22 protein-coding genes and 1 pseudogene are annotated in these 25,784 nt (G+C 52.0%); 16 read left to right on the forward strand and 7 right to left on the reverse strand.

All coding sequences use genetic code 11. The features are described from left to right. The first annotated feature begins 96 nt into the window (after positions 1–96). Together exbB and exbD are read left to right on the forward strand one after the other, a co-directional pair. A complete protein-coding gene (exbB, locus tag MUA00_RS12640; protein WP_271123401.1) occupies positions 97–837 on the forward strand; it encodes a tol-pal system-associated acyl-CoA thioesterase in 741 nt (246 codons plus the stop codon). A 6-nt stretch (positions 838–843) separates the two neighbouring features. Beyond that, positions 844–1,269, forward strand: coding sequence for a TonB system transport protein ExbD (gene exbD, locus MUA00_RS12645; RefSeq protein ID WP_271123402.1), 426 nt, complete (start codon positions 844–846; stop codon positions 1,267–1,269). Positions 1,270–1,315: 46 nt separating this feature from the next. Here exbD and MUA00_RS12650 read toward each other — a convergent pair whose 3' ends face one another. Continuing rightward, entirely contained in the window at positions 1,316–2,212 is an 897-nt protein-coding gene (locus MUA00_RS12650) for an SDR family oxidoreductase (RefSeq protein ID WP_271123403.1), read from the reverse strand. A 263-nt stretch (positions 2,213–2,475) separates the two neighbouring features. Here MUA00_RS12650 and MUA00_RS12655 point away from each other — a divergent pair, with 263 nt between their 5' ends. Together MUA00_RS12655 and fucR are read left to right on the forward strand one after the other, a co-directional pair. After that, positions 2,476–3,927 carry a methyl-accepting chemotaxis protein gene (locus MUA00_RS12655; protein ID WP_271123404.1) on the forward strand — a complete coding sequence of 484 codons (1,452 nt, stop codon included), beginning with the start codon at positions 2,476–2,478 and terminating at the stop codon, positions 3,925–3,927. 81 nt (positions 3,928–4,008) lie between these two features. After that, the gene (gene fucR / locus MUA00_RS12660; protein ID WP_271123405.1) at positions 4,009–4,725 is read left to right on the forward strand and encodes an L-fucose operon activator; all 717 of its coding nucleotides are present in this window, start codon (positions 4,009–4,011) and stop codon (positions 4,723–4,725) included. Positions 4,726–4,750: 25 nt separating this feature from the next. Here fucR and MUA00_RS12665 read toward each other — a convergent pair whose 3' ends face one another. Together MUA00_RS12665 and MUA00_RS12670 are read right to left on the reverse strand one after the other, a co-directional pair. Beyond that, positions 4,751–5,137, reverse strand: coding sequence for a cytoplasmic protein (locus MUA00_RS12665; RefSeq protein ID WP_271123406.1), 387 nt, complete (start codon positions 5,135–5,137; stop codon positions 4,751–4,753). Positions 5,138–5,142: 5 nt separating this feature from the next. Continuing rightward, a complete protein-coding gene (locus MUA00_RS12670; RefSeq protein ID WP_271123407.1) occupies positions 5,143–5,544 on the reverse strand; it encodes a hypothetical protein in 402 nt (133 codons plus the stop codon). 102 nt (positions 5,545–5,646) lie between these two features. Here MUA00_RS12670 and MUA00_RS12675 point away from each other — a divergent pair, with 102 nt between their 5' ends. Beyond that, positions 5,647–6,150 (forward strand): ESA_00282 family adhesion-associated protein, encoded by a 504-nt coding sequence (locus MUA00_RS12675; protein ID WP_271123408.1) that lies wholly within the window; start codon positions 5,647–5,649, stop codon positions 6,148–6,150. A 95-nt stretch (positions 6,151–6,245) separates the two neighbouring features. Continuing rightward, positions 6,246–6,454, forward strand: a pseudogene (locus MUA00_RS12680) (hypothetical protein). A 183-nt stretch (positions 6,455–6,637) separates the two neighbouring features. Here MUA00_RS12680 and MUA00_RS12685 read toward each other — a convergent pair. Then, positions 6,638–7,678: an aldo/keto reductase gene (locus tag MUA00_RS12685; RefSeq protein ID WP_271123409.1), complete on the reverse strand. Its 1,041-nt coding sequence runs from the start codon at positions 7,676–7,678 to the stop codon at positions 6,638–6,640. Positions 7,679–7,994: 316 nt separating this feature from the next. On the opposite strand from MUA00_RS12685, the gene MUA00_RS12690 reads away from it, so the two are divergent. Then, positions 7,995–8,351 carry a DUF1971 domain-containing protein gene (locus tag MUA00_RS12690; RefSeq protein ID WP_271123410.1) on the forward strand — a complete coding sequence of 119 codons (357 nt, stop codon included), beginning with the start codon at positions 7,995–7,997 and terminating at the stop codon, positions 8,349–8,351. Positions 8,352–8,552: 201 nt separating this feature from the next. Here MUA00_RS12690 and MUA00_RS12695 read toward each other — a convergent pair whose 3' ends face one another. Then, complete coding sequence (locus MUA00_RS12695; protein WP_271123411.1) at positions 8,553–8,690, reverse strand: hypothetical protein; 138 nt, start codon at positions 8,688–8,690, stop codon at positions 8,553–8,555. Between the two features lie 184 nt (positions 8,691–8,874). On the opposite strand from MUA00_RS12695, the gene MUA00_RS12700 reads away from it, so the two are divergent. Next, positions 8,875–9,273 (forward strand): hypothetical protein, encoded by a 399-nt coding sequence (locus MUA00_RS12700; RefSeq protein ID WP_271123412.1) that lies wholly within the window; start codon positions 8,875–8,877, stop codon positions 9,271–9,273. Positions 9,274–9,452: 179 nt separating this feature from the next. Here MUA00_RS12700 and MUA00_RS12705 read toward each other — a convergent pair whose 3' ends face one another. Together MUA00_RS12705 and MUA00_RS12710 are read right to left on the reverse strand one after the other, a co-directional pair. Further along, positions 9,453–12,458: an autotransporter family protein gene (locus MUA00_RS12705; RefSeq protein ID WP_271123413.1), complete on the reverse strand. Its 3,006-nt coding sequence runs from the start codon at positions 12,456–12,458 to the stop codon at positions 9,453–9,455. Positions 12,459–13,026: 568 nt separating this feature from the next. Continuing rightward, the gene (locus MUA00_RS12710) at positions 13,027–13,641 is read right to left on the reverse strand and encodes a DUF2238 domain-containing protein (protein WP_271123414.1); all 615 of its coding nucleotides are present in this window, start codon (positions 13,639–13,641) and stop codon (positions 13,027–13,029) included. A gap of 589 nt (positions 13,642–14,230) precedes the next feature. On the opposite strand from MUA00_RS12710, the gene tssB reads away from it, so the two are divergent. From tssB to MUA00_RS12750, 8 genes are all read left to right on the forward strand, one after another. Beyond that, positions 14,231–14,728: a type VI secretion system contractile sheath small subunit gene (gene tssB / locus MUA00_RS12715; RefSeq protein ID WP_271123415.1), complete on the forward strand. Its 498-nt coding sequence runs from the start codon at positions 14,231–14,233 to the stop codon at positions 14,726–14,728. Positions 14,729–14,760: 32 nt separating this feature from the next. Then, entirely contained in the window at positions 14,761–16,308 is a 1,548-nt protein-coding gene (tssC, locus tag MUA00_RS12720; protein ID WP_271123638.1) for a type VI secretion system contractile sheath large subunit, read from the forward strand. An 18-nt stretch (positions 16,309–16,326) separates the two neighbouring features. Then, positions 16,327–17,676 carry a type VI secretion system baseplate subunit TssK gene (gene tssK / locus MUA00_RS12725; protein ID WP_271123416.1) on the forward strand — a complete coding sequence of 450 codons (1,350 nt, stop codon included), beginning with the start codon at positions 16,327–16,329 and terminating at the stop codon, positions 17,674–17,676. After that, complete coding sequence (tssL, locus tag MUA00_RS12730; RefSeq protein ID WP_271123417.1) at positions 17,673–18,425, forward strand: type VI secretion system protein TssL, short form; 753 nt, start codon at positions 17,673–17,675, stop codon at positions 18,423–18,425. The genes tssK and tssL overlap by 4 nt, the downstream gene beginning before the upstream one ends. Next, on the forward strand, positions 18,425–20,107 hold the full coding sequence (locus MUA00_RS12735) for an OmpA family protein (protein WP_271123418.1): 1,683 nt from the start codon (positions 18,425–18,427) through the stop codon (positions 20,105–20,107). The genes tssL and MUA00_RS12735 overlap by 1 nt, the downstream gene beginning before the upstream one ends. A 4-nt stretch (positions 20,108–20,111) precedes the next feature. Beyond that, positions 20,112–20,603, forward strand: coding sequence for a type VI secretion system effector Hcp (gene hcp, locus MUA00_RS12740; protein WP_271123419.1), 492 nt, complete (start codon positions 20,112–20,114; stop codon positions 20,601–20,603). A 170-nt stretch (positions 20,604–20,773) separates the two neighbouring features. Then, positions 20,774–23,428, forward strand: a complete 2,655-nt coding sequence (gene tssH, locus MUA00_RS12745; protein WP_271123420.1) for a type VI secretion system ATPase TssH — start codon at positions 20,774–20,776, stop codon at positions 23,426–23,428. Continuing rightward, positions 23,428–25,779 carry a type VI secretion system Vgr family protein gene (locus MUA00_RS12750; RefSeq protein WP_271123421.1) on the forward strand — a complete coding sequence of 784 codons (2,352 nt, stop codon included), beginning with the start codon at positions 23,428–23,430 and terminating at the stop codon, positions 25,777–25,779. The genes tssH and MUA00_RS12750 overlap by 1 nt, the downstream gene beginning before the upstream one ends. Positions 25,780–25,784 lie beyond the last annotated feature (5 nt).

A 25,784-nucleotide genomic window follows, 5' to 3' on the forward strand; every position in this document is an offset into this window, starting at 1 on the left:
CACTCTGCAAATACTAATGAGAACTACTATCAATTCGATGTCGTTTTGATATTATTACGCTCAGATTTTGTATTATTTTCGCGGTGGAGAGTAAGAGTGACGAATAATTTGATGCAGACGGACCTCTCCGTCTGGGGCATGTATCAGCATGCCGACATCGTGGTAAAAATTGTGATGATCGGCCTGATTCTGGCCTCAGTCGTCACCTGGGCCATCTTCTTTAGTAAAAGCGTTGAACTGTTCACCCAGAAGCGCCGCCTTAAGCGTGAACAGCAGCAGCTCGGTAACGCCCGCTCTCTGGACGAAGCCTGCGAAATGGCTTCCGCCTTCGGTGTTAAAAGCCTCAGCACGGTATTAATTAACGAAGCTCAGAATGAGCTGGAACTGTCTGCCGGAAGTGAAGACAACGAAGGCATTAAAGAGCGTACCGGTTTCCGTCTGGAGCGGCGCGTAGCTGCGGTTGGCCGTCACATGGGCCGTGGCAATGGTTTTCTGGCCACCATCGGCGCTATCTCCCCATTTATCGGTCTGTTCGGCACGGTATGGGGCATTATGAATAGCTTCATCGGCATCGCTCAGTCGCAAACCACTAACCTTGCGGTTGTTGCGCCGGGTATCGCCGAAGCCTTGCTGGCAACGGCAATCGGTCTGGTTGCGGCAATCCCGGCGGTTGTTATCTACAACATTTTCGCCCGTGTGATTGGCGGTTACAAAGCCTCGCTGGGCGACGTAGCGGCACAGGTTCTGCTGCTGCAAAGCCGCGATCTGGATTTAGAAGCCAGTTCTCAGGCTCGTCCGGTTCCGGTTCGTACGGCTCAAAAACTGCGTGTGAGTTGATAACTAATGGCTATGCGTCTTAACGAAAATCTCGACGATAACGGTGAAATGCATGAAATTAACGTTACGCCGTTTATCGACGTAATGCTGGTTCTGCTGATCATCTTTATGGTGGCAGCGCCGCTGGCGACCGTGGACGTGAAGGTGAATCTTCCGGCGTCTTCCAGCCAACCGCAGCCGCGTCCGGAAAAACCGGTTTATCTGTCCGTTAAAGCCGACGACACGATGTTTGTGGGTAATGACCCGGTGACGAAAGAAAACATGATCAACGTAATTACCGCGGCCACTGAAGGTAAGAAAGACACCACGATTTTCTTCCGCGCGGATAAAACGGTGGATTACGAGACGATGATGAACGTAATGGATACCCTGCACCAGGCAGGATATCTGAAGATTGGGCTGGTAGGACAGGAAGTCACAAAAGCTCAGTAGTAAGTCTCAGAAATGAAGATGGCGTGGTATAAACCACGCCATTTTTTTAGCCCAAATGCTCGCCGCCGCACACACCGTGCACTTCCGCTGTAACGTAGCTTGACTCCTGACTTGCCAGATAAACATATATCGGCGCAAGCTCTGCCGGCTGCCCTGCACGTTTCATTGGCGTCTGCTGGCCAAACTTCGGAATTTTTTCCTGAGTCTGACCGCCGGAAATCTGCAGCGCGGTCCAGATTGGTCCCGGCGCCACGACGTTAACCCGAATGCCTTTTTCCGCAACTTGCTTAGCCAGCCCGCGGCTGTAGTTCAGGATGGCGGCCTTGGTTGAAGCGTAATCCAGCAAATGCGGGCTTGGCTGATAAGCCTGAATTGACGAGGTGGTGATGATGCTGGCCCCAGGTTTCAAATGTGGCAGAGCCTCCTGCGTTATCCAGAAGAGGGCAAAAACGTTCACCGCATAAGTTTTCTGGAACTGCTCGCTGGTTAACCCGGCAATCTCTTCCACCGCCGTTTGTTTACCGGCCACGAGCGCCAGAATATCCAGTCCGCCAAGTTCTTTAATGGCCTGTTGCACCAGGGAGCGAGCAAATTTTTCGTCGCTTAAATCGCCAGGAATCAGCACCGCTTTGCGGCCCGCCTCTTCAATTAAAACTTTTACCTGTTCGGCGTCTTCCTGCTCGGCGGGAAGATAGTTAATGACAACATCAGCGCCTTCACGCGCGTAAGCGATGGCGGCTGCACGACCAATGCCCGAATCGCCGCCGGTGACCAGCGCCTTACGATCCTTTAGTCGGCCGCTCCCGACATAGCTGCTTTCGCCGCAGTCAGGAACCGGGTCCATCTTCGCCTGAACCCCTGGAGCCGGTTGTTTCTGCTGCGGATACTCGCCGGTGTGATACTGGTTGCGCGGATCCTGAATTTTAGACTGGTGATTTGCCATTAGTCGTTCTCCGTTTTGTTTACACATCCTTAAAGCCTGGTTGTTTTTGCTGAAATGTCTAACCGTTCCAGTTTATTCCTGGTGCGAATGGCCGGTGGGAGGGGGGCTGCTTGCTGACTTAATTCAAATTAAAGAAACAGAACGGAGTGATTATTTGTAACGCAGCAAAAAATTAACTTATTAACAATAAAGCATCTACGCTTTTTTATTAGGCGATAATAAAGCCGTGAAAATACCTGATAACAATAATCGTGGATGAAACAATGGCAACAATGACTTTTTTTCACACAGCAAAGAAGCAGCCCGAGATAGTCTCTTTTAATCGAATTTATCAGCATGCTGACGTTTTAATGCTTGGGTTGGTATGGGGTTTATATGTCGTGGCAATTGGCGCGGGATGGGCCTATGAGTCGCTTCCTGTGGCGCTGATTGCTGGCGCGGTGCTTGCCGTAACGTCCAGTCTGATCAAGCTTTTTTTTCCAGGGAAGCTTATCACCCGGCTGTTCTATGCCTTTACATTATTAGGTTTTGCAGCCTTATTAATTCAATTAGGAGAAGGGGAAACCGAATTTCACTTTGCGGTCTTTGTATTATTATCTGCGTTATTGGCCTACCGCGATTATCGCCCAATATTAATGGGGGCGGCCACCGCAGCGGTACACCATATATTATTTAATTATCTGCAAGAGCAAGATTTGTTCGGCGTTATTTGCTTTATGCATACCGGTTTTCATATGGTTTTCTTCCACGCTATTTTTGTCGTGGCGCAGAGTGCAATTCTTATTTACCTGGCCGTCAATATGGCCAATGACGCCCGTTCGGCGAGCGAAGTGGCACGGCTGGCCGCGCAAATTAATCGCGAAGCTGGCTGCCTGACGCTCACAAAAAGCGACAGGGAGAGTCACTCGCCTTTTGCGCAAACCTTCAGCACTGCGCTTACGGCGATGCGCGATACGCTTAGCAAGGTCAGCGCAGGCGTAGCAGATGTTCTGAACGCCTCGGAAAGCATTATCGAACGCAACGCCGCCCTTTCTAAACGTACAGATGAACAGGCAACGGCATTGGCTGTTGCGGCAAGCGCTATGGAGCAGCTCACCAGCGCCGCCGAACTCACTGACGAAAAGTCTCTGGAAGCGAAAATACTTGCCACGCGTACAGGTGAAATTGCCGTGCGGGGCGGCGAAAGTATCGATAAGGCGACGCACACTATGGAACAAATCCGCGATGAGTCACAGCGCATCAGCAATATCCTTGAGCTTATAGACGGCATCGCTTTCCAGACGAATATTCTTTCTTTGAACGCTTCTGTAGAAGCGGCAAGGGCGGGCGTGCACGGTAAAGGCTTTGCGGTTGTGGCTTCTGAGGTCCGCACGCTTGCGATGCGCTGCGAAAATGCAGCGAAAGATATTCGTCAGTTGATCGCTGTTTCCGTAGAGTGCACGCGTAATGGTTCCCTACAGGTTGAACATGCCGGGCAGACAATGAAGGAGGTTATCGCCTCTATCGGCACATTGTCGTATCTGGTGGAAGAACTGGCTGAGATGAGCAGCCGGCAAAGCGCCAATATTGCGCAAATGAATGAGAGCGTAGCCAGCATTGACGGCAGCGTACATGAAAATGTGGCGCACGTAGCCCAGACGGTACAGGCTGCGCGTCAGCAGCAGCGGCAGGCTGATGAATTGCAGCAGGCGATTTCGGTGTTCCGTTTGGCCTGATTACAGCCAGAGAATGTCTGGCATTCCGGCAAAATTCCCCTATGTTAAAAGCGGCAGGTTCAACAGACATGAGGGGAATGGATGAAAACCGCACGTCACGAGGAACTGATTCAGCTCCTCGAACAATACGAAAATCTGACTACGCGGCAATTGGCGCGCCTGCTGGAGGTAAGCCTTGAAACGGTACGGCGCGACCTGGATTGTCTGCAAAAACAGGGCAAAATTATTCGTCAGCACGGACGCGCCAGACATATCAGCCGTGGCACCGGAGACAGCGGCGATCCCTTTATTGAGCGTCAGAAAAGCCATCTTCACAGTAAAGCTGCTATCGCTCGTCGTGCGTCAGACTGGGTGAGTGAAGGCATGGTTATCGCCCTGGACGCCAGTTCTACCTGTTGGTATCTGGCCCGTCTGCTGCCGGATATCCCTCTCACCGTGTTCACTAATAGCGAACGAATTTGCCAGCTACTGGCAAAGCGTGAACATATACAACTCATCAGCACCGGCGGCACGCTGCAGCGTAAGTACGCTTGTTACATCAATGCTCCGTTGGGCACGTTGCTCAAAAATATCGATATAGATTTATTCGCTTTCTCCTGCGAAGGGGTTGATGTCAACGGTACGCTGTGGGATACGCGTAGCTGGAACGCGGAATATAAAACGACGCTGCTTCGGCGCGCCGCCCAGTCTTTGCTATTAATCGACAAAAGCAAACTTGAGCGGGCAGGGGAGATCAGAATTGGCGATGTGGCGGATGTCACTGAAATTATTAGTGATTCTCATCACCATAACGGCTAGGCAATAGTTCATCCGCAGCGGTTGCTTATAAATTCGGCGTCTTATAGGTGCCTTCAATCAATTCGCGCGTGATAGATAAAGTCTGCGCTTCGCAGGTTTTTATCTCCTGATATTTTGCCTCAAGTCGCGATATTATCATCTGCTTTAAATGCGGCTGGCCGGCGATAATTTCACTTAATACCGCGCCGTAAACTTCTTCTTTAAATCTCATGGGATAGATCTGGCGGCGGTTTTTCCACTTAAGATCCACCAGGGCGGAGGTGATATCGGTAATTTCTTGGGTATATTGGGCGATATTTTCATTTCTCAATATAACCAGTGCGTTGATATTTTGCTTTAAGGTAAATTCAAGGTCATCTTCGCTGCCGTCAGCTTCTTTTACTGCGGACAAGGACAGGCTTAGTTCTGTCATGGCTATTAATCCTCAAAAGAATAAAATAACGGCCAGCTCTTTTCCTGGGTGAGCTGATTCAGCCAAATCTGTTCTTCTTTTAGCCTGATATCTGACGTTTTTTCTTCTATCAACATCTGTAAATCGGCCGGGTTGAGCTTTTCTTGTTCGCATAGCTCGTTGATTACGGCGACCAGCGTTTGAATTTTCGCAGCGCAGAGCAGGCGTTCTTTAATATGCTTATCCGTTTCTTCCAGTAGCGTGTTTTTTGCAAGTCCTGCATAATGTTTGCCGCTAAGAATGGTTTTCTCAAGCGCTGAAAGTTTCTCCTGAACATGGCTGTTCGACTCACTGTTACTTGCGCTATCGCTATGGTCCTCCACGGTGGAAACCTGAAAGCGGCACGGCACAAAACTGTTGGGAAGCACTAGTTATGTCCTTTACTATCAACAGCCTGCTGGAGGCCTTTGTGGGAGATATATCAATATTATGATGCCTCAAATCCAAAATAAAAAAAACAGGAGTTTCTGATGCAGAGCGTTTTTTATTTTATTGTGACCCTGCTAATTTTGTTATGCGTCGTCCTGCTGTTAATGAAAGAAATGTCGAATGAGCAGGAAAATGCGGCATCAGGTAAATTAAAAGTGGTTTCTACCAGCAGCGCTGAGGAACGTGAAGACTATTTCGCAATGTTGATGAACAAAATTACGCCTGATTACTTCTGGCGCGTAAATAGCGAATATATTGATTTTACTTATGCAACGATAAAAAGAATGCGAATTGATGAGCTGATATCCCGGCCCGAATTATTTAATGCACAGCGTCGCTGCAGCGATTTGAATTCAGCGGTATATAAGTATTACGACAATATCAAAAAACGCTGTGCTGAAGGCGAACATGTGTCATTTTCAGATATAGAAGTGCTCAATTTACGCCAGTGCTTTAACGAATTAAGCCACGAGGCTTATCCCGCGTTAGTGGGGCTGGTCTGGCCGCAATACCAGCGTCCTGCCGTAGATTTGGCCGACGTATAAAGCTCATGCCGCCCTGAGCTTACGGCGTACGCGGCAGGACAGATCCTTACCTGATTCGCTATACTGAGCGTCCAATTTATAGGGATCAGGACATTATGGAACGTTTCTTTGAAAATGCGATGTACGCCGCTCGCTGGTACTGGCACCGGTCTACTTCGGTTTATCTCTGGCGCTGCTTGCCTTAACGGTTAAGTTTTTTCAGGAGATCCTTCTAATGTGGTATGTGATTATTCATCTGACGTTTGTGCTTTCCGCGTTTGCCATGGGGTATCTGGATAAACTGTCCCGGCAGGCAAAATATTAACGGGCAAAGCCTCAGGTTGCTGATAAAGAAGGAAAAACCACGTTTTTTCCTTCTTTATCGTTGTCAGGTGGAAACCAATGGATTGATTTTCCTTATTTTTTAAATGACGACTCCCTTTAGTTTTGTGACGCCGGAAGATTTGTCATCAGTGTCGGCCTCTTCATCTGAAGAGGCTTTTTACGTTTATTTATCTGAAGATGCCTGCCACAGATTCAGCTCGCCATCCGCCACGTGTTTATCGATTGCGCTGAGTTCTTCGCCGCTGAAGCTCAGGTTTTCCAGAGCCTTCACGTTTTCTTCAAGCTGCTCCGGACGGCTTGCGCCGATTAACACAGACGTCACTCTTTCATCTTTCAGCAGCCAGCTAAGCGCCATTTGCGCCATGGTTTGTCCACGATGCTGCGCCATCTCATTAAGCAAGCGCAGGCTATTAAGATTCGCTTTGGAGAGCATATTTTCCGTCAGGCCGCGTGCCTTTTTTCCTTCGACCTGCATACGCGATCCGTCTGGAATGCCGTTCAGGTATTTGCCGGTCAATAGTCCCTGGGCAAGCGGCGTAAAAGCAATACAGCCCGTACCGTTTTGCTCAAGCGTATCCAGAAGACCGCTCTTATCAACCCAGCGGTTTAGCAGGTTGTAAGAGGGTTGGTGGATAAGTAATGGAATTTTCCACTCGCGTAGCAGCTCGGTCATTTTCTGCGTACGCTCTGGTGAATAAGAAGAAATGCCGACATATAAAGCTTTACCGCTTTGCACGGCCTGAGCTAAAGCCGAAGCGGTTTCTTCCATAGGCGTATATTCGTCAACGCGGTGCGAGTAGAAAATATCGACATAATCAACGCCCATACGCTGCAGGCTTTGGTCGAGGCTTGCCAGCAGATATTTGCGTGAGCCGCCGGAGCCATACGGGCCTGGCCACATGTCGTAACCGGCTTTTGTCGAGATGATAAATTCATCGCGATAAGCCGCAAAATCCTGGCGCAGCAGACGACCAAAATTTTCTTCAGCGGAACCGGCAGGCGGGCCGTAATTATTGGCCAAATCAAAATGGGTAATGCCTGAATCAAACGCTTTTTGCAGTAACGCGCGTTGTGAATCCAGATTATTAATATGGCCAAAACTGTGCCACAGACCGAGGGAGAGAGCGGGCAGTTTCAGGCCGCTCTGGCCGCAACGACGATACTGCATAGATTCATAACGGGTAGGGGAAGCCTGATAAGGCATGATATCTCCTTAGCGGATTGAAGGAATTTGAAACCTTGTTCCACTTTACTCCGTTCGCCAGATGAACCCCAGATGAAGAGGTAGAATGGTGAAGGTGGATCACACCGTGATGAAAAAGAAAGGTTAATCTGAGCGGTTTACAGATTTTAGGCAGTCAAAATGACCAGTGGCTGTCTGTTTGACCATCACAGATCAAGTCTGAATGACTATACTGCAAAATGTTCCCTGGCTAATATTTTTCAAATACAGCGTCATATGTTTCTGGCATGAATATTGCTTAAAAATGGCCATGCACCTTTACTCTCTGGAGAATCCTATGGCACACCGCATCCCGGCAGATTACAAACACACTCGTTCTACGCCTTTCTGGAACAAAGATTCCGTTCCGAAAGCGCTGCTTACCCATCACAACACCAAAAAAGACGTTTATGGGCGATTATCGGTCATGGCGGGAGCGGTGAAGTACATTGGTTTCAAAAGCGAAAATGATACGGCTCCGGAAATCGAACTGATTATTGAAGAAGGGCATTTTGGCGTCAGCCCTCCACAATACTGGCACCGTATTGAGTTACTGACCGAAGACACCTACTTCAATATCGATTTCTTTGCCGCTCCTGATGCTCAATTAGAGGGAAAGGGGTTCGGGCAAGTGGTGAGCACCTCTAAGGAGTAGCCTGAAATTAAGTGTTATATATCGTCAGGCGTAATTAAGCACTTACGGGGAGCGGGCGCTCTGCTGCTGTTGATAGCTGGCACCGCCTGTTACTAATAGATTCTCCTCACTGCAGCGTCAAATGCTAAAGATTATTCACTGCTGTTTGCTGCGTGTTTCGCATAATCTAATTTTGCGCCTGACGTATATGGCATCTAATAATTATGGAAAATGTCCGACTGTGGCGGAAGCGATTTTCTTCCTCTTCTGCTGAAAAAAGCGTTTTCCGATGTAAAATGCAGCAAAAATAATCACATGGAACAGGGTGTTTTGCCTGGGCATACGCCATTTTTGGGCCATAGATTATTCCTTTTTAGCAAAATGCTGTTCGAAAACATTGATTGTACTTTTGGTTAATGAGATATTTTTGCCCCAACAAGACCCGTCAACAATACGTATCGGTTAAGCGAAGTACATACGTGATAGCATGTATTTCGATGCGGAAAATGAATGCCGCGCGTATACACAGTATAAAAGGAAAAGTATGCAAAAATTAGCAATTATCACGGCGCTAGGCCTCCTGCTGGTAGCAGGATGCGCGCAGCAGGCACCGAAAAAAACGGTGGTACGTGAGCCTGTGATAGCTCCTCAGCCTGCCGCCCCTCTGGCGCAGATCCAGCCGGAAAGCAATAGCCGGGCAACACGTATGCAGGAATGCCGTAAAGAGCTGGAGGCCATGCAGGTATACAATAAGGCTTCATATAACAAGTATATGTATGATGTGCAGAAATTGACCTCATCTATAAACAAATATCGTCAGGTTGAGCCGTCGATTAGTACGGAAATCAACGATATTGTACTGCCGCAGACGGAATTTCAGATGCGTGAGCTTTGCTTCCGCATCAAAAACCATCTGATGCAGTTAATGGTTAAATCGTCTTGATTTTATAAAGCCGCCCGGGCTTTATACGCTGCATTTTCTCCACTCAGGTGGAGAGAATGCGCCAGCTTGTTATCAATAAACAGGCGGTAATGATGAAGCTCAGTTGCAAAAATACGTTTTGATTCAACCAGTAAAATTAAAAATGCCAGCGTTTGAACGCTGGCATTTTCACAGGCGTATTACCAGCGGTAGTTCCACAAGATATGCGCCGAGTAAGCGCTATAATCCTTTTCTCCCCATTCACCGTTCAGACGCAACGAAACGGTAGAAGCGACGTTCATTCGGCCACTGATGCCAACTTCAAGCTGTCCTCGATTATCCGGAATATCGTTGCTGACCTTTTCACCGTTAAACAGCAAATCGTTTGAACCGCTTCCTGTCAGCCAGTTTGCCGCGACCCAAGGCTGCCAGGCCTCAGGGGCATTAAGCTCGATATTGCTGGCTTTAAGACCCAGTCTCCCCAGAACGCTGCTGTTATCATTCGCGTTAATACGAGAGCCGTTAGCCTCAGTATGGCTATCCTGATGAAGGTAGCTGTAAATAACCTGCGCCTGAGGCTCCAGTTTCCAGTTACGTTTGGAACGAGAATCCATCAGCCAGGCATGGCCGGCTTCCAGGGATGTGGCAAAACCGCGGCTGTTATATTTTTCTTGCTCCATATAGCTGCTGTTCACCGTATTTTTATAGGTGCTCAAGGCAAGCCAGCTATCGAAATAAGTGCCGGTACGGTTGGTGGTATCTTCCTGCCAGGTTGCATACATACCGACGTTAAAACCCTGAACCTCACCGCTTGCGGTACGGCGGTTATTGTGAACAGTAATTCTGTTATCTGTATTACCGGCCCCTAACATAAAGCCGCCGTTAACAATACCTTTACCCAAAGGCTTAGAGAAAATATCGCTACCTATCTGCAGGACGGTAATATTTGCTTTATTGCTGATGGCTCCGCCCGCAGCGCTATTCTCGCTGTAGCGTCCGTTCACATACATCCAGGTATTAAGATCGTCTTCATTACGAATAACGAGCTGGTCGCGATCTTCACGTTTGTGCTGGAACATGGTTTGCGCTGCGGTATAGTTCGCAAGATATGCTCCGACTGCTGGGTTATAAAGCTCTGGAGCCGCAGGGACATAACCGCCACCGGCAGAAGAACCATTACCGCCAGCGGAAGAACCGTCACCACCTTCGGAAGAACCATTGCCGCCGGCAGAAGAACCATTATCACCATTAGAAGAGCCGTTACCACCAGCGGAAGAACTGTCACCACCGGCAGAAGAACCATCACCGCCGGCGGAAGAACCGTCACCACCGGCAGAAGAACCATCACCGCCAGCGGAAGAACCATCACCGCCAGCCGGAGCGTCATTATTACCGGTATCCGTTTCCTCAGGGGCAGGCTCAACCGTTGGCGGCGTAGCGACAGATTCCAGATACCAACTGCCGTCAGAGTGCTGATTCAGATTGTATTCCCAGGCTCCTGCAACGGCTGGTGATGCCAGGGTGAATTTAGCATCTGAAGCTCCTCCGACAGAGATAACTTTCATTCCGTTAACCGTCTGCGCGCCCAGGCCACCAATATTGTTAACCTTGACCGCTGATTCACCAAGAGAGCTTCCTTTAATGACCAGTCTGTCTGTAGGCGATGCGTCATCGGCTAAAACGCTATTCATCATGATCTGACTACCGCTTTGGCCGGTGTAATCGCCATTAACGGTAAAAATATTGCCTGCTTCTTGCTTCAGACTGGAAATTTGCAGATTGCCGCTGTTAACCAGATTTCCATTAATAGTATTGGCCGTTGGGCCTGAGGCAGCCGTTGTACCTTCCACGCCATTCCAGGAAGAAAGCGTGCCCCCTTTAGCAACGTTAACATTGCCGAGGATCTCGCCAGCGCTGGCAAAAATAGCGCCCGAATTTACTGCGATATTTGCGCTTGCAAGTGCAGAGCCTGCGTTCAGCAGTGTTGTTCCTCTATTCAGAGTAGTATTGCCGCTATAGGTATTTACTCCACCGAGTAACAGTCTGTTATTGTCATTTTTGACGACTTCTCCGCTGCCGCTAATGATATTATCAAACTGAGTGTCGCCAGCCTGATCAAAAATAAACGAACCATTATTGGTTACACCACCTTCGAGCGTGCCAGTTTTGCTCCCATTGCCGAGCTGTAAGGTGGAACCTTGCGCAATTAGTGAATTCCCCTTGTTCGTTACATCGCCCGCCAGCGTTAATTTACCGCTGTTAATCAGGAGGCTATCACCGCTACCGATGATATCTATATTACCCGTTGTTTCCCAACTCGTACCGTCCATTTTTAAAGAGGCGAAACCTTCTCCAGGATTGCGGCCAATAAAATTACTGTCCTCGCTACCCGTTCCTTTTAACGTAAGGGTATTGCTGGTAGAGTTTGAAGAAATAACATCGCCTTTAATATCTGAACCGGTATTCAGTGTAATGGTGTTTTTTTTAGCACTGGTTAATTCAATGGCATTCCCACCCTTACCTTCGATTATCCCGCTGTTGCTTAAATCAACTTTGGCTGCGTTATCAACAAAGATCGCGCTCGCTGTCTGGCTTGATAATAAGCCAGTATTATCGATGGTCGAGTTACCCCCGTGCAAAGCGATTGCAGAACCATTTTTGCCGTCTATTTCTCCGTTGTTCTTCAATATAACTGATACGAGAGTATCAATGGCTGTATCTGCTTTGATAGTCGAATTAGCAGCGTTAGCGATCGTAAGGGAGGAAACATTTTCTCCCATTTTTATGGCGAAATCTTTTCCCTCGATAGCACCGGAGTTATTGATAATGCCAGCCATGCTCTCTACATAAATAGCCGTGCTATTCTCAGAGGAGATATTTCCTGTTTGTTGATTGTTAAGAGAAAATTCAGTGGACTCCGTATTTATTAAAATACCATTACCTGTATTTCCAGAAATGGTGCCATTGTTTGTTGTTGACTGGATTGTGCTGCCGGTGATCGTTACCGCCGGGCTGCTACTATCAGCGTTAATAATTACTCCGGAGTTAATTGAATATTCAGTATCAGTACTGAATATCTGCGGAGCATCTGTCGACTGGCTAATTACCGCCGCATTCGATAATAAAGGGACGAGGGCCGTAACTATTACGGAGCTTTTAATAAGAAGCTTTGTGCTGTTATTAAGATTAAATGAGATTCTGTCCATAGGTTTTTCATCCAAAGAGTTTAGAAGCAAGGGTATTTAATCGGTATTATTTTTAATGTAAAGTATTTTTTTTATGAATGCATGGTTGTTAAGTATGTTTATTGTCAATGCTTTTTCCTTGCAATTTGAACTATGTTTATTTTTTGTAAGTGAAATCTGAAAAGAGAGGTGTTTCTTACCGCTTATTTCAAAAGCTGCGTATTTATTTCGGAATAGTATTAGAGACAAAGCAAATCGTTAACTATTTGCGAGTATAATTAGCAAGCTTACAAATGTACATAATGAATGTTTTATCATTGATGTATTTGTCTTTGATATATTATTGGCTTGAACATTTATTGTTTTTATAGGATGTTTCTAATGAAAGAGTACTTGTGTAAAAATAAGATCAGTGGCACGGGAGAGGAAAGTATTGGAAAATATAAATAATGGTTTCTAAATTCAGTTATATTTATTTTTTGTGCTACACCGAATTGACTCCGTGATGAATACGGGAAACGGAAAGCGATTCTTTAATTTTGAAGCCTGATACGCTAAACCGGAGCCATCTGGCCCCGGTTTAGATAGGTTAAAGCAAGCGAATTAGCTGACGCTGGTGATATCGCCCAAGGAGCGACACCGTGGTTATCGCGCCGAGCAGGGCGCAGAACATGTCTGATTGCGTATCCCACTGGTCGCTCTGAGTGCCAAGAAAATCATCCGCGCCTTGACCCATAGCCAGCGCTGCCCACCATTCAATCAGCTCGTAAGTCGCGCTGATCGCCAGTGCTACGCAGCACGCCAGAAAGCCCGTCATCTTGCGCCCATTGACGTAACCACCACGCACCAGGATCTCACGCGCGGCCAGCGCAGGCACCAATCCCTGGAAAAAATGACCCAGTTTGTCATACGGGTTGCGGCTAAGATTGAACATTTCCTGAACGTCAAAACCAATGGGCACTTTAGCGTAAGTGTACATGCCGCCGACCATCAAAACGATCGCATGAAAGAAAATCAGTATGTAGAGCAGGGGAGTCAGCGGGTAACGCTTTTGGGTAATGAGCAGCAGTGGCGCGATGATGACAACCGGCGTAACTTCCATCATCCAGGTGACTCTGTCACCGGTAAAAATGCCTGTATAAATCAGGATCAGCAGCAGCAGCGCGGCAACTTTTAATGCCAGGGAGGGAGCAGTCTGGGTCATATCATTTTACTTGTCAGAAAAATGACTACTATCGGCTAGCGAGGTGAAAAGCTCAATGTCACAGCGGGACATAAAAAAACGGGGCCGTGCATGGCCCCGTTTATCAACAACGATTAGAACATCTTGCGCACACGCAGGCTGAAGACGATTAAACCCATCGGTATTAATAATTAGGGTTGATATAATTTGGTTGTTTTATTTTTGCTGTGTATGCTTTTGATTATCTTATCCTCTGCTTTCAGATTTGATGTTTTAGCCATCCCTTTTACTTTTCGCGGATTTATTTTAAGAAATTTCTATGATTTTATTCTGGCTTTAAAATATAGATTTAAATCAAATATTGTTCATTGGGTAACATAATCCCAATAATTTTCATTGTTGCGCTAACTCATAGAAATGTATGAGGAAAACTCATTGAATTCGATGTAAAGAAATTTTTATCGTAACGGATTGGTAGAAAAGTCTCATAAATAATCTTGTTTGAGATGGGGAATCCATGTTATTGCGACTGTTTGATTATTTGCTCTAGTATTGCGTATAAATAAATATGGAAATAAAAACCATCATACGGCGATAAAAAGAGGGAATTATGAGCGACAGCTTCCAGAGTGAGGTGCCGAAGGCACGTATTAATCTAAAACTTGATTTACATACGGGTGGTGCTCAGAAGAAAACTGAATTGCCGCTGAAATTACTGGTAACAGGCGATTTCAGTAATGGGCAGGAAACCGCACCGTTATCAGAGCGCGGTAAGACCGGGATCAATAAAAATAATTTTAACAGCGTCCTTTCCGAATACGAACCCAAAATTAATCTCACTGTAGCGAATACCCTTGCTGGTGACGGCAGCGAAGAAAATATCAGCCTGACCTTCCGTAATATGAATGATTTCGCACCGGAACAGGTCGCCCGTCAAATTCCTCAACTCAAAGCCATGCTGGCCATGCGCAATTTACTCCGCGATTTGAAGGCGAATCTGCTGGATAACCAGACGTTCCGAAAAGAACTGGAAAGGATCCTGCTTGACCCAACGCTCAGCGCTGAACTGCGCAGTGAGTTGTCCGCTCTGGCCCCGAAAAAGCCATAACGGTCGCGATACTTAACGGATTAATGAAGGAAATGCTGATGTCTGTAAAAAATGAGAATGCCGCGGGCGGCGAAAGCATCGTGCTGGAACGCCAGGAAGCCGGTGGTGTGTATGCTTCCCTGTTTGAAAAAATTAACTTAAATCCGGTCTCCGAGTTGAGTGCACTGGATATCTGGCAGGATGCGCAGGCGATGTCGGATGCGACTGCTGATGAACGTCTGACTGCCGGGATGCGGGTGTTTCTGGAGTGCCTGACAAAATCAGGCTCAAAAGTCGAAAAGCTGGATAAGTCCCTGATTGACCACCATATCGCAGAACTGGATTACCAGATTAGCCGCCAGTTGGACGCGGTCATGCATCATGAGGACTTTCAGGCGGTAGAAAGTCTGTGGCGCGGAGTGAAATCCCTTGTCGACAAAACCGATTTCCGCCAGAACGTGAAGGTTGAACTGCTGGATATGTCTAAAGAAGACCTGTGTCAGGACTTCGAAGACAGCCCGGAAATTATCCAGAGCGGACTGTATAAGCATACTTATATTGATGAATACGACACACCGGGCGGTGAGCCGATTGCCGCGCTGATTTCCGCTTACGAATTTGATGCTTCAGCGCAGGACGTTGCGCTGTTGCGTAATATTTCGAAAGTATCTGCCGCAGCCCATATGCCCTTTATCGGCTCCGCAGGCCCGAAATTTTTCCTTAAGGACTCAATGGAGGATGTGGCGGCCATCAAGGATATCGGCAACTACTTTGACCGCGCCGAGTACATCAAATGGAAATCCTTCCGTGAAACCGATGATTCCCGCTATATCGGTCTGGTGATGCCGCGTGTGCTGGGTCGCCTGCCCTATGGCCCGGACACCGTACCGGTACGCAGTTTTAACTACATTGAAGAAGTGAAAGGTCCGGATCACGATAAATACCTGTGGACCAACGCATCATTTGCCTTTGCGGCCAATATGGTGCGCAGTTTTATCAATAATGGCTGGTGCGTACAGATTCGTGGCCCGCAGGCCGGCGGCGCAGTACAGGACCTGCCAATTCACCTGTACGACCTCGGTACCGGCAACCAGGTGAAAATCCCGAGTGAGGTGATGATCCCGGAAACCCGCGAATTTGAATTCGCTAACCTCGGCTTCATCCCGCTGTCGTACTACAAGAACCGCGACTACGCGTGCTTCTTCTCTGCGAACTCGACCCAGAAACCGGCTCTGTATGACACCGCCGATGCAACGGCCAACAGCCGCATCAATGCCCGTCTGCCGTACATCTTCCTGCTGTCGCGTATTGCGCACTACCTGAAGCTTATCCAGCGCGAAAATATCGGCACCACCAAGGACCGCCGTCTGCTGGAGTTGGAGCTCAACACCTGGGTACGTAGTCTGGTCACCGAAATGACCGATCCGGGCGACGAGCTGCAGGCGTCACACCCGCTGCGCGATGCGAAAGTGGTGGTAGAAGATATTGAGGAAAATCCGGGCTTCTTCCGCGTACAGCTGTTTGCTGTGCCGCACTTCCAGGTGGAAGGCATGGACGTCAACCTGTCTCTGGTTTCCCGGATGCCGAAGGCGAAATCGTAAGGCGAGGGGAAATCAGGGATGAAAATTCATCGTCCGTTATGGAATGAAGGGGCACTTTTGGCCCCTCAACAGTTTCAGCAGCAGTCTGAATGGGATGCACTTTCCCGGGCCGGTATCGCCACCCGTGGCAGTGCATTTCCCTGGGGCGTCGGGCATGTCGAATTGGATGAAGCGATGCTGGCCTCCGGCCGGGTTCAGGCGCAGTCACTGCGTCTCTGGCTCCCGGATGACACGCTGGTTGATACCCGATTCAGCGATCTGCCACCCGAACCCCGTGAAATCGACGCATCTGCGTCTGTTGGCAATGCGCCGGTGACGGTGTATGTGGCGTTACCGGTGATGCAGGCCGGAATCGTCAATGTGCAGACCGACACGGTGCCAGCTGAGCGTCCGCTGCGCTATCGGGAAGCTTGGGAGACGATCACGGATCGTTTCGGACAGGACGAAGAGTCGATGGCGGTGGCCCGCTTTAATCTGGCATTCCGTTTCGGACATGAAGACAAGGGCGCCTGGGACACCTGTGCCATTGCCCGCCTGCTGCGGGACGGGCAGGGAGGCTGGCGTCAGGATCCTGATTTTATCCCACCGATGGCCCTGTTCTCGGCAAGCCGCAGCCTGTGTGAGCGCCTTGCACTGTTGAACCGCCAGTTGCGCTCCCGTCGACAGCGTCTGATGTCCATGCGTCGCGAAAGCAACGACAGAATGGCCGATTTTGCGGTCGCTGATGTCTCTCTCTTCTGGCTGCTGAATGCCCTGAACTCGCATGCCCGGGTGCTCTCCGAGTTTGAGCGTTTCCCTGACAGGCATCCTGAGCAGGTCTGGGCAGAGCTGGCTCGCCTTGCCGGCAGTATGCTGACGTTCTCGCTCGAACATGACCTGGATGCCATTCCGGGCTATGACCACCGCACGCCGGAAAAAAGCTTCCCGCCACTCTTCGATCTTATCAGCGAACTGCTGGAAGCGAGCCTGCCGTCACGTGTGGTGGCCGTCCGGATGGAGCGCATGGATCCGGAAACCTGGAAAGCCGTGCTGCACGATATTCGTCTGCGCGATGAAGCCGATTTCTATCTCTCTGTACGGACCAGCCAGCCTGCCTGGCAGATTGTCGGGCGCTTTACCGACGTCTGTATTGCCGGTGCGCCGGCCAGTGTCGGCGAAGTCTCCGGGGTGGCCGTCGAAGGAATCGGCCTCATTGCCCTGAGCCGTGTACCTGCTGCGCTGCCGGTGCGTCTGGAGAACCAGTACTTTGTACTGGATATGGAGAGCGATGCCGCCCGTGAAATGCTGGATCAGGGCGTCTGTGTCTTCTATGTCCCGTCCGTGCTCGGTGAGCTTGAGCTGGAACTGTTTGCGGTGCTGCGCTCATGATAAAGGACTTCGACATTGATGCCCTGATGGCAGAAACCTGGCTGACAGTGGCGCAGTTGCGCCACGGCGGGCAGGTCACAGACGGCCCTGCGCTCTATGCGGCATGTAAAGCGCAGGTGGAGAGTGTGCGTGAGGCACTGGATCGGGCCGGATTTGATGCGGAAAGTATCGATCACATCACCTATGCCCAGTGTGCCCTGCTGGATGAAACCGTCATGAACCGCAGGCCGGCGCCGAAGACGGCAGAAGGTGATACCGGCGTAACGGAAGCCATGGATAGCCCTTCCTCTGATGAAGATGCCCGTGACGCGCTGAACATGGCCACGCTGGACGCGGGGCAGAAAGCCTGGCGTTCGGCACCGCTGCAGGCGGTGTACTTTGGTTCACTGCGTGCTGGTGGGGCGCTGTATGACCGCATCGCGGAGATACTGCGACACCCCGCCCCAGAACCTGCCGTGCTGACCTGTTACCAGCGGGTGCTGGCGCTGGGTTTCCAGGGACAGTACAGCCTGTCCGGTGTGGGTCAGTCCCGTCGTGATGAGGTTATCTCCGCACTCAATGAACGCGTGCCGCCGCTTGAGACTAGTGTCTCACTGGTGGTGCAGAAAACCGGACGACGCCGTTACAACCTGCTGCGTTCCGCCTGGTTCTGGATTGTGGTGGCGATCGTGCTGACGGGTGTTGTGTGGTTGGGTGGTCATCTGTGGCTGCAGGATCTGCTGCACCAGCAACTGCCGGAATCACGCTAATGGGAGGACGAACGTTCGCCCGGGCGGCGTTTCCGGTGCTGGTCTGTCTGGCTGCCGTGCTGTGGCTGGTGTGGGGCTTTCTGGCATGGGCAGTGACAGGAAAAACACTGCTGACGCTGGCCGCACTGTTGATTTCCGGGGGGATTAGCCGCCGGCGTTACCGTCGTCTGCAGCCTGCACAACCGCTGGATGGCGTCAGCTTTCTCCCGCCGGAAGACCATACCGGACCGGTGGTACTGGTCTGCGGGGATGTGGATGACAACGTGTTCGCTCTGGGGCCATTCCGGCGCACGACTCAGGGCTGGTATCTCCGGGTTGATGAGCCTTCTGAACTGACACCACTTGCCACCCGTTTGCTGGCCCGTACGCCGGTGATGGCCGGACAGCTTTCGGTGATGTATCGCTGCCTGCCGGACCGCCATGATGACGAGACCCTGTTGCGGGCGTCCCTGAAAGCGTTGCGTCTGCAGGTGAAACAGCTTCGCGAGCTGACGGGTTATGACGTTCCGGTGGTGCTGAACGCGGAGTTAAGTGGACCGGAGACGCCCTGGATAGTGGTCCGGGGCAATACGTTCCTGGTGTGCCCGGATGACGAGTCAGCGGTCACACTTAGTGAGTGGCAGCGTGCCGCACAGACCGCCACGGTCCAGCCGTTCCTGTTACAGGCGACGGCGATGCTTCACTCGGTCATGCTGGACGAACTGGGCAAATCCGACAGGTTGTGTCCCGCGGTGCGGCCGTTTGCGGTCACCCTGCGGCTGGGGCAGGTAGTGACTTCTGTCAGCGCCCTGTGGCCACAGTGGCTGTTTCGTCAGACCCGTATTACACCTGCGGCCAATGTCTGTGCATATGAACCCCGCTGGCATTTTGCCGATCCGGTTCTGCCCCTCCTGATGCCATACACCACTCCGCTACAGGGCGGTAAAACCGGGCGTCGGGTAGTGATGGTTCTGCTGTTGTGCGCGCTTGGCGCCATTGCGCTGTCCGTGCGACACAACCAGGCGCTTATCCGTAAGGTCAGCGCCGATCTCCAGCGCTGGGTGGCTATCCCGATGACGCACTATGACCCAAAAGCACAGGCACTTCATGCGCTGCAGCAGGATGCATTGCTGCTGGAACGCTGGCAGCGCCAGGGCGTGCCGCAGCGTTATGGTCTGGCGTTGTATCCGGGCAACCGTCTGTGGCTCGCGGTTCAGCAGGCCATTGATACGTATGTGCCACCGCCTCCGCCACCAAAACCGAAACCCAAACCGGTTCCGAAAATTGTCCGCCTCGACAGCATGTCGCTGTTCGACTCCGGCAAAGCGGTGCTGAAAACCGGCTCTACCAAAATGCTGGTGAACTCTCTGGTGGGTATTAAGGCGAAGCCGGGCTGGCTGATTGTGGTCGCGGGTCACACGGATAACACCGGTAATGCACAGCTAAATCAGACGCTGTCGCTTGAGCGTGCCGCAGCGGTACGCGACTGGGTGCGTGACACCGGTGACGTGCCGGAAAGCTGTTTTGCGGTGCAGGGCTATGGTGCAAGCCGTCCGATCGCAACCAATGACACCCCGGAGGGCCGTGCGCTCAACCGCCGTGTCGAAATCAGTCTGGTACCGCAGGCGAACGCCTGTCAGATACCGGGCAAACCCTCAGCGTCATCGCAGGATGATGACGCTTCACAACACAATGGAGAGTAATTCCATGGCAATTCCTGTTTATCTTTGGCTGAAAGACGACGGCGGCGCGGACATTAAAGGGTCTGTGGACGTTCAGGATCGTGACGGCAGCATCGAGGTTGTCGCTCAGGAGCATAACCTGTACATCCCGACCGACAACAATACTGGCAAGCTGACCGGTACGCGTATCCACACGCCGTTCAAATTTACCAAGGAAATCGACTCCTCCAGCCCGTATCTGTACAAGGCGGTGACCACCGGTCAGACCCTCAAGTCTGCGGAATTCAAGTGGTACAAAATCAATGATGCGGGCCAGGAAGTGGAGTACTTCAACACCAAACTGGAAAACGTGAAAGTGGTGAAAGTGAACCCTGAAATGTACGACATCAAGGACCCTTCTAAAGAGAAGCACAACCACCTTGAGCGCATTGAACTGCGTTACGAAAAAATCACCTGGACTTACAAAGACGGCAACATCATTCATTCCGACTCCTGGAACGAACGCGCCACGGCGTAAGCCACAAGCGGGCAGAGCTTCTCTGTCCGCTTTTTCTTTTTTGCTGAATGTCTGCGGATGCGGGCTTTCAGCAAAGAAATAATCACATCCCGGAAACAGACCTTATGGGCCTCGGTAACGGCCAGGGGCGGTAGCGTGCCTGAACGGTCCTCAACAGTGAGCAAGCAAACATGGAAAACCCGGCAATCCTTCTTCGACGTCTGAATCCTTACTGCGCCCGCGCCATGGAAGGCGCCGCCTCCCTGTGCCAGACCCGTGCGCATGCTTCAATCCTGCCGGAGCACTGGCTGCTGAAGCTGCTGGAGCAGGGCGAAGGTGACCTGACGGTGCTGGCGCGCCGCTATGAATGGGATATGGACGCCCTGTGGCAGGATTTGCTCGGCTGGCTGGATGCGCTGCCGCGCTCCGTACGCAATCGCCCACAGCTTTCCGACGGTATTCAGACGCTGATGCAGGAGGCCTGGATGCGGGCGTCACTGGCAGGTGAAGAACACATTCGCAGTGTCCATCTGCTGATGGCCCTGGTGGATAAACCGAAACTGGCGCGCTGTGACGGTCTGTGGCCTTTGCTGACGCTGGGCCAGAGTCAGCTTGAACGCCTGCGTCCGCTGCTCGATGCGCAGTCCGATGAACGCCCGGAAATGCAGCAGGAAGCGGAACTGGCGCAGAACGGCAGTGAGGTGGAATTTGTTGGTCGCCCGATCGGGGCTGACATAAAAGAAGGTGAACTCAATCCTGCGCTGCAGAACGCGCTGGATAAATTCACCCTCGATGTCACTGCCAAAGCGAAAGAGGGCAAAATCGACCCGGTGTTTGGCCGTGATACCGAAATCCGCCAGATGGTGGATATTCTCTCAAGACGTCGCAAGAACAACCCGATCCTGGTCGGTGAACCGGGTGTGGGTAAAACAGCTCTGGTGGAAGGCCTGGCCCTGCGCATTCATGAGGGCAACGTCCCTGAGTCGCTGAAAACTGTCAGCCTGCGCACCCTTGACCTTGGTCTGCTGCAGGCAGGGGCGGGCGTGAAAGGCGAATTTGAACAGCGCCTGAAAAACGTCATTGATGCCGTGCAGCAGTCGCCCACGCCGGTGCTGCTGTTTATCGACGAAGCGCACACCATTATTGGCGCCGGCAATCAGGCGGGCGGCGCGGATGCGGCCAACCTGCTGAAACCCGCCCTGGCACGTGGCGAGTTACGCACTATCGCAGCCACCACCTGGTCTGAATACAAACAGTACTTTGAGCGCGATGCGGCTCTTGAGCGCCGCTTCCAGATGGTGAAAGTGGACGAGCCGGATGACGAGACCGCCTGCCTGATGTTGCGTGGCCTGAAATCCCGCTACGCCGAACACCACGGCGTGCACATCACCGATGAGGCGGTAAAAGCGGCAGTCAGCCTGTCGCGCCGTTACATCACAGGACGTCAGCTCCCTGACAAAGCCGTCGATCTGCTGGACACTGCGAGCGCCCGCGTGCGTATGAGCCTCGACACCCGGCCTGAAGATCTCACTCGCCTGAAAGCGCAACTGACGGCGCTGGAATTTGAAGAGCAGGCGCTGCTGGAAGATATCGCCCTCGGCAGTCACGCCCACGGCGAACGTATTGAGCAGATTAAACAGCAGGCTGGCGTTTTAAACAAACAGCTCAGTCAGCTTAAGAAACAGTTCGACCTCGAAAAATCCCTGACGCAGGAACTGCTTGCGTGTCGCACTGACATCAGCCGTCACGCAGAAATTAGCGCGTTGCAGGAACGTTTGTCTTTCATTCAGCAGGATACGCCGTTGCTGGGGCTGGATGTGGATGTACGCACCGTCGCCAACGTGATTGCCGACTGGACCGGCGTGCCGCTGTCTTCCCTGATGAAAGACGAGCAGACCGAACTGCTGACCCTGGAAAACGAAATTGGCAAGCGTGTGGTTGGGCAGGATGTGGCGCTGACAGCTATAGCCCAGCGCTTACGTGCGGCCAAAACCGGCCTGACCTCCGGGAACGGTCCACAGGGCGTGTTCCTGCTGGTCGGCCCGAGCGGCACCGGTAAAACCGAAACCGCGCTGGCGCTCGCGGATGTGATGTACGGCGGCGAAAAGTCGCTGATTACCATCAACCTGTCGGAGTACCAGGAGCCGCATACGGTTTCCCAGTTGAAGGGCTCGCCTCCGGGCTACGTCGGTTACGGCCAGGGCGGCATTCTGACCGAAGCGGTGCGCAAGCGCCCGTACAGCGTGGTATTGCTGGATGAAGTGGAAAAAGCCCACCGTGACGTGATGAACCTGTTCTATCAGGTGTTCGACCGCGGTTTTATGCGCGACGGTGAAGGCCGTGAAATCGATTTCCGCAACACCGTCATCCTGATGACCGCCAACCTTGGCAGCGACCCCATCATGCAACTGCTGGATGAACAGCCGGACGCCACCGAAGGCGACCTGCACGAACTGCTGCGCCCCATCCTGCGCGACCACTTCCAGCCCGCGCTGCTGGCCCGCTTCCAGACCGTGATTTACCGCCCGCTGAATGAGACCGCGATGCGCACCATCGTGCAGATGAAACTGGCTCAGGTGAGCAGGCGCCTGCATCGCCACTATGGACTGAAAACCCATATCGACGAGAGCCTGTATGACGCCCTGACCGCCGCCTGCCTGTTGCCGGACACAGGCGCCCGTAACGTCGACAGCCTGCTCAACCAGCAAATCCTGCCGGTGCTGAGCCAGCAACTGCTGACCCACATGGCGGCGAAGCAGAAACCACACTGCCTGACGCTCGGCTGGAATGATGAAGAAGGGATTGGGCTGGAATTTGATGCCACTGATACCACAGGGGAGGCGTGATGATGGAAAGCATTGCCAGTCTGGCACAGAAGAAAATCGATGAAGCCCTGGGGCTGTCCCGCTATCGCGTGGATGTGCATGACTGCTCACATTTCCTGGACGTGCTGCGGTTTCGTGCAAGCGAAACGCTGAGTCAGCCCTGGTGCTACGATGTCACCGTCACCTGTGCGGCAAGTCTTGCTGGCAATGATCTGATGCTAAAGCCTGCATCCTTTACCTTCCAGACGCCGCTTTATGACGGTACGCCGGCGGTGCCGGTGCGCACGGTCTATGGTGTAGTTGATTATTTCCGGCGCGTTTCCGTGTCGGGGGATGAAATCACCTACGCCCTGCGTATCGTGCCGCGTATCGCCCTGATGCAGCACTCCGAGCGCTGCGCGGTGTACCTGAACCAGTCGGTGCCGGAAGTGTTGGAGCAGATCCTGCGTTCCCACGGGCTGGAAGGGGCGGATTTCGAATTCCGTCTGTCGCAGTCATACCCGGTTCGTGAGCTCATCACCCAGTGGCGTGAGACGGACCTGGCCTTTGTCCAGCGCCTGCTGGCCGAAGTCGGTATCTTCTGGCGCTTTGAGATGGACAGCCGCATTGAACAGGATGTGGTGATTTTCCAGGACAGCCAGATGCGGTACCAGTTTGGCGTGAAGTTGCCGCTTATCCCACCCTCGCGCACCAGCGATAACGGTCAGGACAGCGTCTGGGATCTGCGTACGGAAGACAGAGTGGTCACCGGCAGCGTTGCCAACCGCGACTATAACTACCGCGAAGCGCTGACCCCGCAGGACAGTTCTGCGACCGTCCGCCAGGAAGGCGGTGCCACCACCGGTGAGGTGTATCATTACGCTGAGCCGTTCCTGAGTGAAGGCGATACCGAAACGCCGGAAGGGGGAGCCTGGTATGCCCGCCTGCGTCACGAACGTTATCTCAATGGCCAGCAGACGGTAACGGGACGTTCAAGCAGCCCGGTTCTGGCGCCCGGTGAAGTACTGGAGGCCCAGGGCAATGTCCCTGAATCTCTGAAAGACGGCATCGTGATCACCGGTGTTCAGACTTCCGGTGCGCGTGATAAGGGTTTTCAGCTCCGCTTCACGGGGATCCCTTACAGTGAAGCGGTCTGCTACCGTCCGGCGTTACTGGACCGCCCGGTGATCGCTGGTTCACTGCCGGCCCGGGTGGAAAGTGACGAGAAAGGTGACACTTATGCGTACCTGGACAACCAGGGGCGCTACCGGATCAGACTCGATTTTGATCGCAGCAGCACTGAGCAGGGATATGCGTACCTCTGGCTGCGGATGGCAAAACCGTATGCCGGGGATACCTATGGTTTCCACTCCCCGTTGCTCGACGGTACCGAAGTCTCTGTGATGTTTGACGGGGGCGACCCGGACCGCCCGTATATCGCCCACGCCCAGCACGATTCTGAACACCCGGATCATGTGACGAACGATAACCATACGCGGAACGTCTGGCGCACGGCGGGGGATAATAAGTTCCGCCTGGAAGATAAGCGTCAGGAAGAGCATTTCAAACTGGCGACGCCATTTGGCAAAACGCAGCTCAATGGCGGTCATGTGGTGGACGCCAGGCGTGAGCCACGCGGAACCGGGTTTGAGCTGCGCACTGATGAGTACGGTGCAGTACGTGCCGGACGCGGTATGCTGCTGACGGCCGATGCACAGACGGCGGCACAGGGAAAAATGCTGGACATGGCCACCGCCATCGAACGCCTGAATCAATCGGCTGCCGAAATGAAGCGGCTCAATCTCCTCGCGCAGCAGGCTCAGGCACTCACCTGCGATCTGGAAAGCCAGAACAGCCTGCTGGAAAACCGCCTGAAAGATCTCCAGTCAGCGGCACTGCTGGGGAGTGCGCCACAGGGCGTGGCGTTCACTTCGGGTGAACATCTGCAGATGACCAGCAAACAGAACACCATCCTGAGTGCGGGTCAGCATCTGAATATGGGGGCCATGAAGAACATCACGCTGTCTGCCAGCGACTCTGTCGGGCTGTTTGCCCATCAGTCCGGGGCGAAACTGATTGCTAATCAGGGGGATGTTGAGGTCCGCGCAGAGGCGAGCTCAATGGAGATGACATCTGAGTTGTTGTTCACCATCAGCAGTAACAAGGATGAGCTGCTCATCAGTGCCCCTAAACTGCGACTCAATGGCGGCGGCTCCAGTATCATGCTGGACAACGGCGGCATTCTGGAAGAAACCCTGGGGGATTACCTGGTCAAATCTGCGCATTACCGCTCGCCGATGGCCGGTGGCAGTATGGACACCACGCCGCCTAAGTTCAGCCAGACAAATGCCAGCGTGATGCCACCCAAAACACGTAATATCCCTTCACGTTAAGGATG

It is taken from the genome of Dryocola boscaweniae, assembly GCF_025215095.1.
In the GTDB taxonomy this organism is placed as follows: Bacteria; Pseudomonadota; Gammaproteobacteria; order Enterobacterales; family Enterobacteriaceae; genus Dryocola; species Dryocola boscaweniae.

Bases quoted from the DNA above. Each gene is read 5' to 3' on its own strand.
- exbD (WP_271123402.1), top strand. From the start codon at position 844: ATGGCTATGCGTCTTAACGAAAATCTCGACGATAACGGTGAAATGCAT.
- MUA00_RS12650 (WP_271123403.1), bottom strand. From the start codon at position 2,212: ATGGCAAATCACCAGTCTAAAATTCAGGATCCGCGCAACCAGTATCAC.
- MUA00_RS12655 (WP_271123404.1), top strand. From the start codon at position 2,476: ATGGCAACAATGACTTTTTTTCACACAGCAAAGAAGCAGCCCGAGATA.
- fucR (WP_271123405.1), top strand. From the start codon at position 4,009: ATGAAAACCGCACGTCACGAGGAACTGATTCAGCTCCTCGAACAATAC.
- MUA00_RS12665 (WP_271123406.1), bottom strand. From the start codon at position 5,137: ATGACAGAACTAAGCCTGTCCTTGTCCGCAGTAAAAGAAGCTGACGGC.
- MUA00_RS12675 (WP_271123408.1), top strand. From the start codon at position 5,647: ATGCAGAGCGTTTTTTATTTTATTGTGACCCTGCTAATTTTGTTATGC.
- MUA00_RS12685 (WP_271123409.1), bottom strand. From the start codon at position 7,678: ATGCCTTATCAGGCTTCCCCTACCCGTTATGAATCTATGCAGTATCGT.
- MUA00_RS12690 (WP_271123410.1), top strand. From the start codon at position 7,995: ATGGCACACCGCATCCCGGCAGATTACAAACACACTCGTTCTACGCCT.
- MUA00_RS12695 (WP_271123411.1), bottom strand. From the start codon at position 8,690: ATGGCCCAAAAATGGCGTATGCCCAGGCAAAACACCCTGTTCCATGTG.
- MUA00_RS12700 (WP_271123412.1), top strand. From the start codon at position 8,875: ATGCAAAAATTAGCAATTATCACGGCGCTAGGCCTCCTGCTGGTAGCA.
- MUA00_RS12705 (WP_271123413.1), bottom strand. From the start codon at position 12,458: ATGGACAGAATCTCATTTAATCTTAATAACAGCACAAAGCTTCTTATT.
- MUA00_RS12710 (WP_271123414.1), bottom strand. From the start codon at position 13,641: ATGACCCAGACTGCTCCCTCCCTGGCATTAAAAGTTGCCGCGCTGCTG.
- tssB (WP_271123415.1), top strand. From the start codon at position 14,231: ATGAGCGACAGCTTCCAGAGTGAGGTGCCGAAGGCACGTATTAATCTA.
- tssC (WP_271123638.1), top strand. From the start codon at position 14,761: ATGCTGATGTCTGTAAAAAATGAGAATGCCGCGGGCGGCGAAAGCATC.
- tssK (WP_271123416.1), top strand. From the start codon at position 16,327: ATGAAAATTCATCGTCCGTTATGGAATGAAGGGGCACTTTTGGCCCCT.
- tssL (WP_271123417.1), top strand. From the start codon at position 17,673: ATGATAAAGGACTTCGACATTGATGCCCTGATGGCAGAAACCTGGCTG.
- MUA00_RS12735 (WP_271123418.1), top strand. From the start codon at position 18,425: ATGGGAGGACGAACGTTCGCCCGGGCGGCGTTTCCGGTGCTGGTCTGT.
- hcp (WP_271123419.1), top strand. From the start codon at position 20,112: ATGGCAATTCCTGTTTATCTTTGGCTGAAAGACGACGGCGGCGCGGAC.
- tssH (WP_271123420.1), top strand. From the start codon at position 20,774: ATGGAAAACCCGGCAATCCTTCTTCGACGTCTGAATCCTTACTGCGCC.
- MUA00_RS12750 (WP_271123421.1), top strand. From the start codon at position 23,428: ATGATGGAAAGCATTGCCAGTCTGGCACAGAAGAAAATCGATGAAGCC.